Genomic DNA, 16,895 nt, shown 5'->3' on the forward strand with positions numbered 1-16,895 from the left:
TATGACACAATTATCACGCTTTTTATATGGTGGAGATTATAATCCTGAGCAATGGCCAGAAGATACTTGGGCAAATGATATACAAGTTTTTAAACAAGCACATTTAAACTCAGCTACTATTAATGTTTTTTCTTGGGCTTTATTAGAGCAAAAAGAAGGAGAATATGATTTTTCAAAATTAGACAAAATAGTTAAAGAATTATCTGATGCTAATTTTGATATCGTCCTTGCAACTGCAACTGCAGCTATGCCTGCTTGGATGTTTAAAAAATATCCTGATGTGGCACGAGTAGATTATCAGGGAAGACGACATGTTTTTGGGCAAAGACATAATTTTTGCTCCAATAGTAAAAACTATCAAGTTCTTGCTAGTAAATTAGTTAAAAAAATAGTAAGCCGATATTATAAAAATCCTCATATTAAAGTTTGGCATGTTAATAATGAGTATGGGGGCAATTGCTACTGTGACAATTGTCAAAATACTTTTAGAGACTGGCTAAAATATAAATATAAAAATTTAGAGACTTTAAATAAAGCATGGAATATGAATGTGTGGAGCCATAGGATTTATGATTGGGATGAAATAGTAGTTCCAAATGAATTAGGAGATGCCTGGGGAGCAGAAGGCACTGAAACTATTGTTTCTGCATTATCGCTTGATTATTTGCGTTTTCAATCTGAGAGCTTATTGAAACTTTTTAAGATGGAGAAAGCTATTATAAAGAAATATGACCCAGTGGCTTTAGTAACAACTAATTTTCATGCTTTACCTAATAAATTACTTGACTATCAAAAATGGGCAAAAGAACAAGACATTATTTCTTATGATAGTTATCCAAGTTATAGCATGCCAACTTATCAGTCAGCATTTTTATATGATTTGATGCGTTCGTTAAAACATCAACCCTTTATGCTGATGGAATCGACACCTGCTCAAGTAAATTGGCAACCATATAGTCCATTGAAGAGACCGGGACAAATGGCAGCTACAGAATTGCAAGCAGTTGCTCATGGAGCAGATACAGTTCAATTTTTTCAATTAAAACAAGCCATTGGCGGATCGGAAAAATTCCATAGTGCAGTAATTTCACATTCTCAAAGAACTGATACTAGAGTATTTAAGGAAGTAACAGAACTAGGAGAAAAACTAGAAAAAACTGGTTCGACAATTTTAGGATCAAAGACAAAGGCAAAGGTAGGAATTGTTTTTGACTGGAATAACTTTTGGTCTTATGAATATATTGACGGAATTACGCAAGATCTTGATTATGTAGAATCAATTTTGGATTATTATAAACAATTGTATAAGCGCAATATCCCAACGGATATCATTAGCGTTGACGACGATTTTAGTCAATATGACTTAGTTGTAGCTCCAGTTTTATATATGATAAAAAGCGGTTTGGCAGAAAAAATTGATCAATATGTAAAAAGGGGTGGTAATTTTGTTGCTAGCTATTTATCTGGAATAGTAAATGAAAATGATAGCGTGTACCTTGGGGGATACCCTGGTCCTTTAAAAGATGTTTTAGGTATCTGGGTTGAGGAAAGCGATGCAGTAATTCCAGGACAAAAAATTACTGTTTCCTTAGATAGTAACAATTATCAAGCTAACTTAATTTGTGATTTGTTGCATTTAGAAGGTGCACATGCTTTAGGAAACTATAATAGTGAATTTTATAAAGAAACACCAGCAGTTAGTGAGAACAAATGGGGGAAAGGTACTAGCTGGTATATTGGAACGCAATTAGATGAAGCGGGATTAAGTAAAATATTTGATCATCTTATTTCAATTGTGAATATAAAATCTTTAATAGAGACTAAAACGGATTTAGAAATAACTAAAAGAGTTACAAAAAGCGGAAAAGAATTATACTTCGTCTTAAATATGAGTAATGATACAAAAGATTTGCCGTCTGAATTTGATGCATATAAGAATTTATTTACGGATAAAAGTGCAAATAAAAAGATGAAGGCATGGGAAGTGCAATTATTGAGTAAGCTTTAGAAATAAGTTAGGTATAAAGGATTAATATTAACTTTATACCCTTTTTATGAAATTTAATAAATTTATTTACTAAATAGTTTTATAATTAATTATGAAAACGATTACAAAAAATTAAGAGGTAAAAATTATGAATAAAGATGAATTACTTAAAGATTATCAAGAAGTATTTAGTGAAAGTGGAAAAGATGTTTTCTTCTCACCTGGTCGAATTAATGTGATTGGAGAGCATACTGACTATAATGGAGGACATGTTTTTCCAGCAGCAATTAGTTTAGGTGTTTACGGCGTTTATGGACCAAGAGATGACAAAAAGGTTTGTCTTTATTCAGGTAATGTAGATGGTGAAATTGTCGAATTTGATTTAGATAATGATTCAGTAGAAAAAGATAAACGCTTTTGGACTAATTACTTTAAAGGAATGATTACTTATTTACGTCAAAGAGAAGACGGCGAAAAAATTAACCATGGTTTTAATCTTTATATTAAGGCTGACTTACCATCAGGATCTGGTCTATCTTCAAGTGCAGCAATTGAAATGCTAATGGGAATGATTTTAAAAGATGAATTTGATTTAGATGTTGATCGTCCAACTTTGGCAAGACTAGGACAAAAAACTGAAAATGATTTCGTTGGCCTAAATTCAGGAATCATGGATCAATTTGCTTGCATCATGGGTAAAAAAGATAGTGCTATTTTCCTTGATTGTAACACGATGGAATATGAATATAAGCCACTTAAACTGGGCGATTATGAAATTATTATTATGTCTACTAATAAAGAGCATACTTTAGCAGATTCTGCTTATAACGATCGTGTTAGTGAATGTCACAAGGCCTTAGAAAAACTACAAACTAAGCTTGATATTAAAGCACTAGGTGAATTAGACGATAATACTTTTGATGAATATTCATACCTAATTAACGATGAAACGGAATTAAAACGTGCTCGTCATGCAGTTAGTGAAAACGGAAGAACAATCAGAGCAACTAAGGCCATGGAAGATAACGATCTTGAAAAATTGGGTCGATTGATTGATGCATCTCATATTTCCCTTCATTATGACTATGAAGTAACGGGTAAGGAACTTGATACTTTAGCAGAAGCAGCTTGGAAACAAGACGGAGTTTTAGGGGCCAGAATGATTGGTGGCGGTTTTGGCGGTAGCGCAATTGCAATTGTGAAGAAGAACGAAGCTGAAAACTTTAAGAAAAATGTTGGCAAGATTTATCGAGATGCAATTGGTTATGACGCAAGTTTCTACGATACAGAAATTGTAGATGGAACTAAGAGAATTTAATATTAAGAGGCTACAGAAATGAAAATTATTGAGAAATTTGCAGATGAAGTTATTGAAAGTGGAGCCTATCAAGAATTAGATCGTGTATACATAATTAACAAGATCAAAGCCTTAGTTGGTGATGAAGACCAAGAATGTGATGAAAAACAAACATCAGTACACCAACTTGTGCAAATGGCTGTCGATCGTAAAATTATTCCAGATGACAATACTTCACGCGAAGTCTTGAATGATGAGTTATATGATTTGAAGACTCCAACACCTTCAAAAGTAAATGAAATTTTCTGGCAAAAGATGCAAAAGTCAGCTAATAGAGCAACTGATTGGTTTTATAAGCTTTGTGTTGATAATAATTATGTCAAAAAAGAAGCAATTGCTAAAAATATTGTTTTTTCAGGCAGGAGTTCTAAGAATCATGAATTAGAAATTACTATTAATCTTTCAAAGCCTGAAAAAGATCCTAAAGCCATTGCTGCCGCAGCTCACAATACTGGTAATAAATATCCTCAATGTGCTCTATGCTTAGAAAATGAAGGTTATGTTGGCGGATATGGAAAAAATGCCAGAAGTAATTTACGTGTAATTCGAATGACTATCGGTGGTCGTCCATGGGGCTTTCAATATTCACCATATGCTTACTTTAATGAGCATTGTATTTTCTTAGATCAAAAGCATATTCCAATGATTATTAATCAACAAACCTTAATTAATTTGATTGATATTGAAAAACAACTCCCAGAATATTTTGTTGGTTCAAATGCAGATTTGCCAATTGTCGGCGGTTCAATGCTGGCTCATGAACACTATCAAGGCGGACGTCACGTCTTTCCAATGATGAAGGCAAAGATTAAGAAAGAAGTTATTTTTGATAAATATCCGGATGTTAAGGTAGGAATAGTTGATTGGCCAATGAGTGATTTGCGGCTAATTAGTAAAAATTCACTAACTTTAATTAGTCTAGGTAGTAAGATTATTGATTTTTGGGATCGTTATAATGATCAAGATCGTCAAATTACGGCTTTTGATGGTAAGACTAGACGTCATACGGTTACTCCAATTATGCATCGTGATGAAGAAAAATTTGTTCTAGATTTAGTTCTTCGCGATAACAATACTAGCGATAAGTATCCATTAGGAATTTTTCATCCACATTCTGAGCTTTGGCATATTAAGAAAGAAAACATCGGTTTAATCGAAGTTATGGGGAGAGCAATTTTGCCTGGAAGACTTAAGAAAGAACTAGAAGAAGTAAAGAAATATTTACTCGATGAAAATAATGAGATAGCTGAAAGCCATCTTGCTTGGGCTCAAGAAATTAAAGCTAACCATCAAATTACTAGCGAAAATGTAGATAGCATCCTTCAACAAGCTCTAGTTGAAGTGTTTGATCAAGTTCTTGAGTGTGCCGGGGTCTTCAAGAATAATGAAAATGGAGAAGCTGGCTGGCAAAAGTTTACCGAGGCTTTAGTTAGCGAGGTAGATAGATAAAATGAAAACAAGTTTTAGAAAGTATAGTCGTAAAAATGGTCAGGACTTATGTGAAATTAGTCTTGAAAATAATCAAGGAATGAAGGTTAAGATTCTTAATTATGGAGCAACTTTAGAAAAAGTTCTACTTGATGGCGAAGATATGATTTTGTCATTAAATAGTCCAGAAGATTATTCAAAAGAAAGAAATTTTCTGGGTGGGACCGTTGGCAGAATTTGTGGACGCGTTCGGCTAGGTCAATGGAAACATGGCAACCAAATATATCAACTTCCTCAAAATGATGGAGAAAACCACATTCATGGTGGTATTGGAACTGATATGAAAATCTGGAACTTTAAATTAAAAAATTCAGAACAAGAGTCTCGAGTTGATCTCTTTCTTTTTGATCCAGATGGAGATAATGGCTATCCCGGCAACATGAAGTTATATGCCACTTATAAGCTTGATAATGAAAATAACTTGTCATACAAATTAGAAGCTGTTAGTGATCAGTTAACAATTTTTAATCCGGCTAATCATACATATTTCAACTTAGGTGAAAGAGCTACCGACTTAAAACTCCAACTTGCAGCGGATTACTATTTGCCAGTAGGTACGGATGGATTGCCAAATCAAGGAATGAAAAATGTAGAGAATACAGTGTTTGATTTTAGACAAGGTAAGAAGATATCTGCTGCTTTAGATAGTGATGATAGTCAAATTAACTTGCGTAACGGTCTAGATCATCCTTTTATTTTGAATGGGATGCAGCCTGCAGCAGTGTTGTCATCTAATAAATACAAAATGATTATGACCACTAATGCACCAGCAATTGTTACTTATACAGCTAACCATTTTAATCATACTGGTGTAGCAAACAATGTTGGACAATACGATGGAATTACTTTAGAAGCACAATATCCACCAGCAGAAGGTATAGAATTAGGAGAAATTACTTTACTCCCTTTTGAAAAGTTTGAGCGTAAGATTAACTGGAACTTTAGTTAATTACATACAAACAGTAGTAAATTTTATAAAAGCGTTTAATATCTTTTGCAAACAGAATAATTTAATTGTTAATTATGATAGCAATTTCACAATGAGTTGCGTTAAAATAGCAGATGAAACCATAAAATGTACGTAAAGAGGAAATTATGAACGCAAAAGAAATTTATAGTCAATGGACTAACGCAAATAATTTGCCTGATTATTTAAAGGATCAATTAAGTGACCTAGGTAAAGATGAAAAGTGGATTGAAGATGCTTTCGGACAAGATATTAATTTTGGTACTGCCGGAATGAGAGGTAGACTTGAACCTGGTACAAACAGAATTAATTTGTTTACTGTGGGAAGAGTAACCGAAGGTCTTGCAAGACTAATTGACGAAAATGGTGAAGAGGCTAAGAAACGGGGCGTTGCAATTTCTTTTGATTCGCGTTATCACTCAAGAGAATTTGCCGAACATGCAGCTCGTATTTTAGGTGCACATGGAATTCATGTATACCTATTTGATGATTTAAGACCAACTCCTGAATTATCATTTGCTGTTCGTCATTTAAATACCTTTGCCGGAATTAACATTACCGCATCACATAATGCTAAACAATATAATGGTTATAAGGTTTATGGCGAAGACGGTGCTCAAATGGCGCCAGAAAATGCAGATCGTTTGTTTGCTTATGCTCAAAAAGTTGATGACATTTTTAGCATTAAAGCTGCTCCTGTGGAAGAACTACGCGCTAATGGCACCCTACAATTAATTGGTGAAGATGTAGATAAAGCATACTTAGCTCATTTAAAGGATGTTACTGTTGATCCTGAAATGGTTAAGGCTAATGCTGATAAATTAAAAATTATCTACACTCCATTACATGGTACTGGAAAGATGCTATATGATCGTGCCTTCAGACAAGGTGGCTTTGACAATGTGATTCCAGTTCCAAGTCAATCTATCATTGATCCAGAATTCCCTACAACTATCAAACCTAACCCAGAATACCGTGATGTATTTGAACCAGGATTTAAGCTTGCTAATGAAGTAGATGCAAATGTTATTATCGCAACTGACCCAGATGCAGATAGAATGGGTGCAGCTGTTAGAAAATCAGATGGTGATTTCCAAGTTTTAACTGGTAATCAAATTGCTACATTAATGGCATACTACTTATTAGTTCATATGAAAGAAAATGGAACTCTTTCGTCAGATTATGAATTAGTAACTTCAGTAGTTTCAAGTGCACTTCCATTTAAGATTGCTGATGATTTTGGTATTAAAACTAAGCATGTGCTAACTGGATTCAAGTACATTGGTGAAGAAGTTGACCGTATGAATAAAGAAAATGACGGTAAATTTTTGATGGGATTTGAAGAAAGTTACGGTTACTTATTTAAGCCATTCGCTAGAGATAAGGATGCTATGCAAGGTGCATTAATGTTTGCAGAAGTAGCAAGTTACTATGCATCTAAGGGAATGACTGTTTTTGATGGATTACAAGAGATCTGGCAAAAATATGGTGTAGCTTACGAAATTACTAAGGCTATCGAAATGCCTGGTATTGGTGGTCAAAAGAAGATGGCTGAATTAATGAGTAAGTTGCGTAAAGAACATTTAACTGAAATTAATGGGGCAAAAGTTGTTAAGATTCAAGACTTCGAAACCCAAGAAACCATTGAAGATGGAAAGAAAACTCCATTAACTGGTTTCCCTAAGTCTAACGTTTTGAAGTATTTCTTAGATGATGAAACTTGGGTTGCTCTTCGTCCGTCAGGAACTGAACCTGTAATTAAGGCTTATGTTGGAGTAAATAAGAAAGATATTGAAACTGCAGAAAAAGCTGCAGAAGAGTATCAAGATGCATTAGCTAATTTGTTAAAGTAATGCAAAAATAGTGCGAAAATACGTTCGCTGTAGTAAAATGAATACGTTATATAGAAGTTGGGCTATTTTAGTCCAACTTTTTTTGCGGAGGATGAAAAATGATTAGACGACAAAAAAATAAAAAATTTGAACTTGTCTCTAAATTTCAACCAGCAGGAGATCAAGAGCAAGCAATTAAAAAGTTGACTGATGGATTTGAGCAAGGAGAAAAAGCACAAATCCTAGAAGGTGCTACTGGAACCGGTAAGACTTTTACTATGGCAAATGTAATAGCTAAGTTAAATAAGCCAACTTTAGTAATTTCTCATAATAAAACTTTGGTTGGCCAACTGTATGGTGAATTTAAAGAGTTTTTCCCTAAGAATGCCGTTGATTATTTTGTGTCTTATTATGATTACTATCAACCAGAAGCTTACGTACCACAATCTGATACTTATATTGAGAAAGATTCATCAATTAATGATGAAATTGATCAATTACGGCATAAGACCACTAGTGATTTAATGTCGAGAAATGATGTAATTGTTGTGGCGTCAGTATCATGTATTTATGGTTTAGGTGATCCAAGAGAGTATGCGGCTAGTGTAGTTTCTTTATCTGAAGGCCAAGAGTTTAGCCGGGATGTGTTATTACGAGATTTAGTAAATATTCAATATGATCGTAATGATATTGATTTTCAGCGTGGACGCTTTAGAGTACGCGGTGATGTAGTAGAAATTTTTCCAGCAGGATATTCTGATCATGCATTTAGAGTTGAATTTTTTGGTGATGAGATTGACCGAATTGTTGAAGTGGATTCTTTGACCGGTGAAGTAATTGGAGAGCGAGAACAAGTTTCTATTTTCCCAGCAACTCACTTTGTTACTAATGAACAAATTATGGAAAGAGCTTTGGCCTCAATTAAAGATGAAATGAATATTCAGGTGAAAAAGTTCGAAGGGGAAGGAAAACTTTTAGAAGCTCAACGAATTAAACAAAGAACCACGTATGATATGGAAATGATGAGTGAAGTTGGCTACACTAATGGAATTGAAAACTACTCTAGACACATGGAAGGACGAAAAGCTGGACAGCCACCACATACCTTGTTAGATTTCTTTCCTGATGACTTCTTAATTTTAATTGATGAATCGCATGCCACAATGCCAGAACTAAAGGCAATGTACAATGGAGATAGGGCACGTAAGCAAACCTTAATTGATTATGGTTTTAGACTTCCATCTGCTTTAGATAACCGACCTTTAAAATTAGAAGAGTTTGAAAAACATGTAAATCAAATCATGTACGTATCAGCAACTCCAGGTGATTATGAGCTTAATCAAACTGATCACAAGGTTGAGCAAATTATTCGTCCTACTGGATTACTTGATCCTGAAATTGAGGTTAGACCAATTAAGGGACAAATCGATGATTTAGTTGGTGAAGTTAATAAGCGTATTGAACGTAATGAGCGCGTTTTTGTTACAACTTTAACTAAAAAAATGGCTGAAGACTTAACCGACTATTTAAAGGATTTGGGGATAAAAGTACGATATCTACATTCTGATATCAAAACTTTAGAGCGTCTTGAAATTATTAGAGATTTAAGACTAGGAAAATTTGATGTACTAATAGGGATTAATCTTTTAAGGGAAGGTATCGATGTTCCTGAAGTGTCTCTAGTTGCAATTCTAGATGCTGATAAAGAAGGTTTTCTTCGTTCTACCAGACCTTTGGTTCAAACAATTGGGCGTGCTGCTCGAAATTCAAATGGTAAGGTAATTATGTATGCTGATTCAATTACTGATTCGATGCGTGAAGCAATTGACGCTACGGAGAGAAGACGTAGTCTACAAATGAAATTCAACAAAGAACACGGCATTACTCCTAAAACTATCGTTAAGCCAATTAGAGATGTAATTTCTATCACTAAGGATAGTGATGATAAAGAGAATAAAGAAAGTTTTGCTGACCTAAACTTTGATGAATTGACTAAGAAGCAAAAACAAAATATGATTAAGACTTTAACTGCACAAATGCAGGAAGCTGCTAAAAAGTTGGACTTTGAAGAAGCAGCTAACTTGCGTGATGCAATTATGGACTTAAAAAAACAGGTGCATGAAAAGAAAAAGTAGAGGAGGATAGTTAAATGGTAAATGATAAAATTGTTATTCACGGAGCACGGGAACACAATTTAAAAGATATAAGTTTATCAATTCCAAAAGATAAATTAGTAGTTATTACTGGTTTATCGGGCTCTGGAAAAAGTTCACTGGCATTTGATACCTTATATGCTGAAGGTAGAAGACGATATGTAGAATCGTTGTCAAGCTATGCTAGACAATTTTTAGGGCAAATGGATAAAGCTGATGTTGACTCAATTGATGGATTAAATCCCGCAATCTCAATTGATCAAAAGACGACATCACATAATCCACGCTCAACGGTCGGAACCGTAACAGAAATTAACGATTATTTACGTTTATTGTGGGCTCGTGTAGGTCATCCGATTTGTCCCAATGATGGAACTTTAATTGAAAGACAAAGCGTAGATCAAATGGTGGATCGAGTAATGGATTTGCCTGAAAGAAGTAGAATTCAAATTTTGGCTCCAGTTATCCGTTCTAAAAGAGGAGAACATAAAGAGGTATTTAAGCGAATTCAGCGTGCGGGGTATGTACGGGTAATTGTAGATGGCGAAATGCATGAAATTACTGATGAGTTTGAGCTAGATAAAAACAAGAGACACAGTATTGATATTGTTGTGGATCGTTTAATTGTTAAAGAAAATATTCGTAGTCGGTTATTTGATTCAGTAGAAGCAGCTCTTCGTTTAGCAGATGGGTACATGGATGTTGATGTAATTAAGGGCGAACGCATCAATTTTTCGGAATACTATGCATGCCCTATTTGTGGTTTTACTGTTGGTGAAATGGAACCACGGTTATTTTCATTTAATGCACCTTTTGGAGCTTGTCCTGATTGTGATGGACTAGGTATGAAGCTTTCAGTAGATGAAGATTTAGTAATTCCTGATAAGGATAAGTCATTAGGTGAAGGAGCCTTAGTTCCTTGGGCTAACTCTAAATACTATACAGCGATGTTAGAACAAGCATGTACAGCCATGAAAATACCCTTAGATAAACCATATAAAAAATTAACTAAAAGACAAAAGGATTTAATTTTAAATGGATCTAAGGGAAAGAAAATAAAATTCCATCTCGAAGGAGACTTTGGTGTAAACGATACAGTTCAAGAATTTGAAGGAATTTTAAATAATATCAATCGTCGATACCACCATCCAATGTCTAAATTCATGCGTGATGCAATGGGTAAGTATATGACTGAACTGACTTGTTCAACTTGTCATGGTAAAAGATTGAATGAAAAGGCTTTAGCCGTGAAAGTAAATGGTAAAGATATTGCTGAAGCATCTGATCTTTCGATTGCAAAAGCATTAGAATTTTTCAATTCAGTTAAATTAAGTGAACAAGAAGAAATGATTGCTAAGCCAATTTTGAAAGAAGTGCGGGATCGTTTGACATTTTTAATTAATGTTGGATTAGACTATCTTACTTTATCTCGTTCTGCTGGCACTCTATCTGGTGGAGAAGCGCAAAGAATTAGACTAGCAACTCAAATTGGTTCTAACTTGTCAGGCGTTATGTATATTCTAGATGAACCATCAATTGGTCTTCATCAGCGTGACAATGATCGTCTTATTTCTTCCCTTAAGAAAATGAGAGATCTTGGAAATTCTCTAATTGTAGTAGAACATGATGATGAAACCATGAAGCAAGCCGATTACTTAGTTGATATGGGACCGGGAGCAGGAGTATACGGCGGAAAAGTGATGGCTGCAGGTACGCCTGAAGAAGTAATGAAGAATCCCCATTCTTTAACTGGGGAGTACTTGTCAGGTAAAAAGATTGTTCCAGTTCCATTAGAGCGAAGAAAAGGTAACGGTAAGAAAATAACTGTTACTGGTGCAAAAGAAAATAATTTAAAAGATGTTTCTGTTGATTTTCCTTTAGGTAAATTAATTGTTGTAACCGGAGTATCAGGTTCCGGGAAATCAACATTAGTTAACTTGATTTTGAAACGTGCTCTGGCACAGAAGTTGAATAATAACTCTGCAAAGCCCGGTAAGTATGAATCAATTGAGGGATATAAAAATATCGAAAAAATTATAGATATTGATCAAAGTCCTATTGGACGAACTCCGCGTAGTAATCCAGCCACATATACTAGTGTATTTGATGATATTCGTACTTTATTTGCCCAGACTAATGAAGCAAAAATGCGTGGCTATACTAAGGCTAGGTTTTCTTTTAACGTTAAGGGAGGTCGTTGTGAAGCATGTCATGGAGATGGAATTATTAAGATAGAAATGAATTTCTTGCCTGATGTGTATGTCCCTTGCGAAGTTTGTCACGGAACAAGATATAACTCAGAAACTTTGGAAGTAACCTACCGTGAAAAAAATATTTCTCAAATTTTAAACATGACAATTAACGAAGCATGCAAATTCTTTGAAAATATTCCTAAAATTCATCGTAAATTACAAACAATTGTTGATGTAGGATTAGGATATGTAAAGTTAGGACAATCAGCAACTACTTTGTCTGGTGGAGAAGCACAAAGAATGAAATTAGCTTCTGAATTACAAAAACTTTCTACTGGAAATAACTTCTATATCTTGGATGAACCTACAACTGGGTTGCACACTGATGACATTAAACGTCTGTTAGAGGTATTGCAGCGCTTAGTTGATGAAGGAAATACAGTTTTAATTATTGAACATAACTTAGACGTCATTAAAAATGCAGATTGGCTAATTGATCTAGGCCCTGAAGGAGGAGATGGTGGTGGACAAATTGTGGCTACTGGTACTCCAGAAGAAGTTGCTCAAGTCAAAGAAAGCTATACTGGTCAATATTTAAAACCTGTTCTTAAAAGAGATACTGAATTAACTAAGCAAATGATAAATAATAAAAAAGAGTAAGAAGAAAGTTAATGGTGTTTTAGGAAATTAAGTGTAGAATATTATCTGGGAGGATATAAAAATGAACGACATTTATAATTCTAGACATCAAGGCTTTGATTGGGGCTCATTTATAGCAGGGATTTTGTTTGTTATAGCATCATTCTTGTTATTACGCTACCCTGGTCGTGGTTTACAAGCATTTGTATTTGTATTCGGTATTTTATCAATTTTACAAGGCCTAATTTGGATTTCAGCATATGTTAAATTTCATAATATTTTTGATTTGAGCTGGGTAACAATAATTTCTGCAATTATTGATATTGTAATTGGTGTTTTGTTCCTATGCTCACGTGAAATTGGGGGATTAACTTTAGCTATTTTATTTGCTATCTGGTTCTTAGCTGATTCGATTATTGGGATCATTTTCTCATGGCACTTACGTGAATATTCAACTGGATACTTTGTTCTTTGCTTAATTTTAAACATCATTAGTTTAATTATTGCTTTTGCTTTACTATTTAACCCAATGTTAGCCGCTATTACTTTAGTTTACTTAGTAGCATTTTGGTTAATGGTATTTGGAATTAATGAAATTTTTGTTTCATGGATGCATAGATAAAATAAAAAGTCGTATATCGTTGGAAAACTACCAAAGATAACGACTTTTTATTTTATTTAAAAAATGGAACACCCGGTATGTTATAATGTCGATTAAGGAGGGATAATTATGGCTGAACAAAAGAAACAATTATTGATTGTTACTGGTATGAGTGGTGCAGGTAAAACTGTGGCAATTAAAGCATTAGAAGATATGGGATATTTCGTGGTAGATAATTTACCACCGGAATTATTGGGAAGTTTCTGGGAATTAATTAACAATTCTTCGGATTTTAGTAAGGCAGCAGTAGTTGTTGACTTGAGAGTAAAGAGTTTTTATAAAGATTTGGTTGACGAAATCAAGTCTTTAGAGGATAGTCAAAATGTTCAGTCAACAGTTTTATTTTTAGATGCTTCAGATGATGTCTTAGTGTCTCGGTATAAAGAAACAAGACGTTTGCCTCCTTTGGCTCATACAGGTAGATTGCTTGATGGAATTCAAGAAGAAAGAAATATTTTATCAAGAACAAAAAATATTTCAAATATAATTATTGATACTTCTCACCTTTCTACTAAAGAATTAAAGGCAAAATTAGTAGATAAGTTTGGAGATAATCGAACTCGGACGTTTTCAATTGAAGTAATGAGTTTTGGATTTAAATATGGTATTCCAATTGATGCAGATATTGTAATGGATGTAAGATTTTTGCCAAATCCATTCTATATTCCCCAACTTAAGCCATTTACTGGTTTAGATCGTCGAGTTTTTGATTATGTAATGAGCAAGAAAGAAACTAAAGAGTTTTATGCTAAGTTTTTAGATATGTTGGAGACGGCTATTCCAGGATATATTGCTGAAGGAAAAGAAAAATTAACTATTGCAATTGGTTGTACAGGTGGTCAGCACAGAAGCGTTTCAATTGCACGCCAATTAGCGGTTGATTTAGCTAAAAAATATCCTGTTGATATTTCTCACCGAGAGATTAGTCGTTATATTGGACAATAAAGGAGCGGAGATGGCGTACGGAGAAAATAAAATTGTACATGTCATTCGTGGACGTCGCCCTAAAATTGTTGTTATTGGCGGAGGGACAGGTTTACCTGTTATTTTAAATGCTCTAAAGGAGCAAAACGCTGATATAACAGCTATTGTTACTGTGGCTGATGATGGCGGATCGTCCGGTGCAATTAGAGATTATATTAATGTGGTGCCACCAGGGGATATAAGAAATGTATTGGTTTCTTTATCTGATTTACCACAAGAAGAAAAAGATATTTTTCAATATCGATTTAATTCATCTGACTCATTTTTTGCAGGTCATGCAATTGGAAATCTAATTATTGCTGCCTTAGATGAAATGCAGGGAAATATTTTTGACGCTGTTCAATCCCTATCTAGAATGATGCGAATTGATGGAAGAATCTTTCCTGCTTCGAATGAGCCTTTGACTTTAAATGCGGAATTTGTCGATGGAACAACTGAATCAGGAGAAACAGAAATCACATCAAAAGACAAGAGGATTAAACGTGTCTGGGTTACCGATACTGACTCAGATGAAGAACCTAAAGCTGTGTTGCCAGTTTTAGCAGCTATTATGCAAGCAGACGCAGTAGTTTTAGGACCGGGTAGTTTATTTACATCGATTTTACCTAATTTGATGATTTCTAATTTAGGGGATGCTGTAAGACAAACTAAAGCTGAGGTAATTTATATTTGTAATATTATGACCCAGCAAGGTGAAACAGATCATTTTACAGCAGCTGAGCATGTGCAAGTTATTAATGACCACTTAGGAGGCCATTATATTAATACAGCTTTGGTTAACGGCGCTAAGATTGATATGACTAAATTTAACCCAGCCGATTACGATGCTTATCTTGAACCAGTAAGGAATGATTTTGCCGGATTGAGGGCTCAAGATTGTCGAGTAATTACAGCTGACTTTATCGATCAACATAGTGGATTGGTTTTTCATGATGGAAAAAAAGTGGCTGATGAAATTTTGAATTTAGCTTTTGAAGCATATTGTCGAAGACAGAAGGAACAGGACTAGTTAATGGTTTCATACGCAAGTGATGTAAAAAAAGAACTTACAAGTCTGCCAGTTCATCCCGAACACGCTAAGGCAGAATTAGCAGCTTTTTTGCGAATGAACGGAGTACTTAGCCTGCACGATCATCAATTTAGTTTGGATATTACAACTGAAAATCCAGCGATTGCAAGGAGAATATTTTCTCTTATTAAGACTGCTTATGGAATTGAACCTCTATTAATTGTTTCTAAGAAGATGAAATTAAAGAAAAATTATCAGTATTTAGTTAGACTTCAAAAACAAGTTCATGAAATTCTAACTGACTTAGAAATTTTTGATAGTAATAATGGTCTTATTACGGGAATTCCCGAAAAGATTATGTCTTCGGAACAAAGAGCAATGTCCTATTTAAGAGGAGCTTTTTTAGCATCTGGAAGTGTAAATAATCCAGAAACTAGTCGCTATCATTTAGAGATTTATTCTCTTTATGAAGATCATAATCAAGATCTATTAAAGTTAATGAACAATTTCTTTTATTTAAATGCAAAAGAAACTAGGAGACGAAGTGGCTATATCGTCTATTTAAAAGAAGCAGAAAAAATTGGTGATTTTCTCCATATAGTTGGTGCAGTGAACGCGATGCTAGCTTTTGAAGATTTAAGAATTATGCGTGATATGCGTAATTCGGTGAATCGTTTAGTGAATTGCGATACAGCGAATCTAAAAAAGACTGCAAATGCAGCAGCTAAGCAAGTTGAAGATATTCAATTGATTGAAGAAAAATTTGGTTTAGAAAACTTACCTGAAAAATTGACTGTGCTAGCTCGTTTTAGGTTAACGCATCCAGAACTTTCTCTTAAGGAAGTTGCAGCACAAGTACCAGATGGTCCAATCTCAAAGTCAGGGGTTAACCATCGTTTTCAAAAAATTCGTGAAATAGCGAAGCAATTAAAAGAAGAAAATTAGATAAAAAAATAGAGCTCACATCGTGAGCTCTATTTTTGTCTAAATAAATTAGTCTTTCTTTTGGTTTACCAAAATTTCATCGATTAAACCATAGTCTTTAGCTTCTTCAGCAGACAAGTAATTGTCGCGTTCAGTATCCTTAAGGATCTTATCAAGAGGTTGACCAGTGGTTTCATGTAAAATTTGGTTAAGTTTTTTACGACTCTTTAAAATTTCATTAGCTGCAATTTGAATGTCAGTTTGTTGACCTTGTGCACCACCTAATGGTTGGTGGATAAGAACTGTTGAGTTTGGTAATGCAAAACGTTTACCCTTAGTTCCACTAGTTAAAAGAATGGAAGCCATAGAAGCAGCCATACCAATGGCAATTGTAGATACGTCTGATTTGATAAAGTTCATTGTATCCATAATTGCTAATCCAGAGGTAATAACACCACCTGGAGAATTAATGTAAAGAGAAATGTCTTTAGTGTTATCTTGTGCATCTAAGAATAAAAGTTGAGCAATGATGGAATTAGCCATTTGGTCATTAATTTCACCACTAAGCATAATGATTCTATCTTTTAATAATCTTGAATAAATATCGTAAGCACGTTCACCACGTGCAGTTTGTTCAATAACTGTAGGTACGAGCATTAATTTTACCTCCTAAACAAAATTAGCACTCTAATAAGTACAGTG

General features: G+C 34.3%; 12 protein-coding genes. 11 read left to right on the top strand and 1 reads right to left on the bottom strand.

The annotated features are described in order from the left end of the window. Position 1: 1 nt before the first annotated feature. The 11 genes from HMPREF0528_RS01035 (at position 2) to whiA (ending at position 16,214) form a co-directional block, all read left to right on the top strand. A complete protein-coding gene (locus HMPREF0528_RS01035; protein ID WP_004893909.1) occupies positions 2-2,008 on the top strand; it encodes a beta-galactosidase in 2,007 nt (668 codons plus the stop codon). A gap of 127 nt (positions 2,009-2,135) precedes the next feature. After that, positions 2,136-3,305, top strand: coding sequence for a galactokinase (locus HMPREF0528_RS01040; protein ID WP_004893912.1), 1,170 nt, complete (start codon positions 2,136-2,138; stop codon positions 3,303-3,305). Between the two features lie 18 nt (positions 3,306-3,323). After that, positions 3,324-4,793 carry a UDP-glucose--hexose-1-phosphate uridylyltransferase gene (locus HMPREF0528_RS01045; RefSeq protein WP_004893914.1) on the top strand — a complete coding sequence of 490 codons (1,470 nt, stop codon included), beginning with the start codon at positions 3,324-3,326 and terminating at the stop codon, positions 4,791-4,793. Position 4,794: 1 nt separating this feature from the next. After that, positions 4,795-5,781 carry an aldose epimerase family protein gene (locus tag HMPREF0528_RS01050; RefSeq protein ID WP_004893915.1) on the top strand — a complete coding sequence of 329 codons (987 nt, stop codon included), beginning with the start codon at positions 4,795-4,797 and terminating at the stop codon, positions 5,779-5,781. Positions 5,782-5,927: 146 nt separating this feature from the next. Further along, positions 5,928-7,652, top strand: coding sequence for a phospho-sugar mutase (locus HMPREF0528_RS01055; RefSeq protein WP_004893918.1), 1,725 nt, complete (start codon positions 5,928-5,930; stop codon positions 7,650-7,652). Positions 7,653-7,750: 98 nt separating this feature from the next. Continuing rightward, complete coding sequence (gene uvrB / locus HMPREF0528_RS01060) at positions 7,751-9,766, top strand: excinuclease ABC subunit UvrB (RefSeq protein WP_004893919.1); 2,016 nt, start codon at positions 7,751-7,753, stop codon at positions 9,764-9,766. Between the two features lie 14 nt (positions 9,767-9,780). Next, complete coding sequence (uvrA, locus tag HMPREF0528_RS01065) at positions 9,781-12,636, top strand: excinuclease ABC subunit UvrA (RefSeq protein WP_004893921.1); 2,856 nt, start codon at positions 9,781-9,783, stop codon at positions 12,634-12,636. Positions 12,637-12,697: 61 nt separating this feature from the next. Then, on the top strand, positions 12,698-13,237 hold the full coding sequence (locus HMPREF0528_RS01070; RefSeq protein WP_004893923.1) for an HdeD family acid-resistance protein: 540 nt from the start codon (positions 12,698-12,700) through the stop codon (positions 13,235-13,237). A gap of 108 nt (positions 13,238-13,345) precedes the next feature. Beyond that, positions 13,346-14,221, top strand: coding sequence for an RNase adapter RapZ (rapZ, locus tag HMPREF0528_RS01075; protein ID WP_004893926.1), 876 nt, complete (start codon positions 13,346-13,348; stop codon positions 14,219-14,221). A gap of 10 nt (positions 14,222-14,231) precedes the next feature. After that, a complete protein-coding gene (gene mgfK / locus HMPREF0528_RS01080; protein ID WP_034525042.1) occupies positions 14,232-15,269 on the top strand; it encodes a gluconeogenesis morphogenetic factor MgfK in 1,038 nt (345 codons plus the stop codon). Positions 15,270-15,272: 3 nt separating this feature from the next. Next, entirely contained in the window at positions 15,273-16,214 is a 942-nt protein-coding gene (gene whiA, locus HMPREF0528_RS01085) for a DNA-binding protein WhiA (RefSeq protein ID WP_004893933.1), read from the top strand. 48 nt (positions 16,215-16,262) lie between these two features. Here whiA and clpP read toward each other — a convergent pair whose 3' ends face one another. After that, positions 16,263-16,850, bottom strand: coding sequence for an ATP-dependent Clp endopeptidase proteolytic subunit ClpP (gene clpP, locus HMPREF0528_RS01090; protein ID WP_003647009.1), 588 nt, complete (start codon positions 16,848-16,850; stop codon positions 16,263-16,265). Between the last annotated feature and the right edge of the window lie 45 nt (positions 16,851-16,895).

This window comes from Lactobacillus johnsonii ATCC 33200 (genome assembly GCF_000159355.1).
Taxonomy (GTDB): domain Bacteria; phylum Bacillota; class Bacilli; order Lactobacillales; family Lactobacillaceae; genus Lactobacillus; species Lactobacillus johnsonii.

Coding starts and splice junctions, on each gene's coding strand:
- HMPREF0528_RS01035 (WP_004893909.1), top strand. CDS start 2: ATGACACAATTATCACGCTTTTTATATGGTGGAGATTATAATCCTGAG.
- HMPREF0528_RS01040 (WP_004893912.1), top strand. CDS start 2,136: ATGAATAAAGATGAATTACTTAAAGATTATCAAGAAGTATTTAGTGAA.
- HMPREF0528_RS01045 (WP_004893914.1), top strand. CDS start 3,324: ATGAAAATTATTGAGAAATTTGCAGATGAAGTTATTGAAAGTGGAGCC.
- HMPREF0528_RS01050 (WP_004893915.1), top strand. CDS start 4,795: ATGAAAACAAGTTTTAGAAAGTATAGTCGTAAAAATGGTCAGGACTTA.
- HMPREF0528_RS01055 (WP_004893918.1), top strand. CDS start 5,928: ATGAACGCAAAAGAAATTTATAGTCAATGGACTAACGCAAATAATTTG.
- uvrB (WP_004893919.1), top strand. CDS start 7,751: ATGATTAGACGACAAAAAAATAAAAAATTTGAACTTGTCTCTAAATTT.
- uvrA (WP_004893921.1), top strand. CDS start 9,781: ATGGTAAATGATAAAATTGTTATTCACGGAGCACGGGAACACAATTTA.
- HMPREF0528_RS01070 (WP_004893923.1), top strand. CDS start 12,698: ATGAACGACATTTATAATTCTAGACATCAAGGCTTTGATTGGGGCTCA.
- rapZ (WP_004893926.1), top strand. CDS start 13,346: ATGGCTGAACAAAAGAAACAATTATTGATTGTTACTGGTATGAGTGGT.
- mgfK (WP_034525042.1), top strand. CDS start 14,232: ATGGCGTACGGAGAAAATAAAATTGTACATGTCATTCGTGGACGTCGC.
- whiA (WP_004893933.1), top strand. CDS start 15,273: ATGGTTTCATACGCAAGTGATGTAAAAAAAGAACTTACAAGTCTGCCA.
- clpP (WP_003647009.1), bottom strand. CDS start 16,850: ATGCTCGTACCTACAGTTATTGAACAAACTGCACGTGGTGAACGTGCT.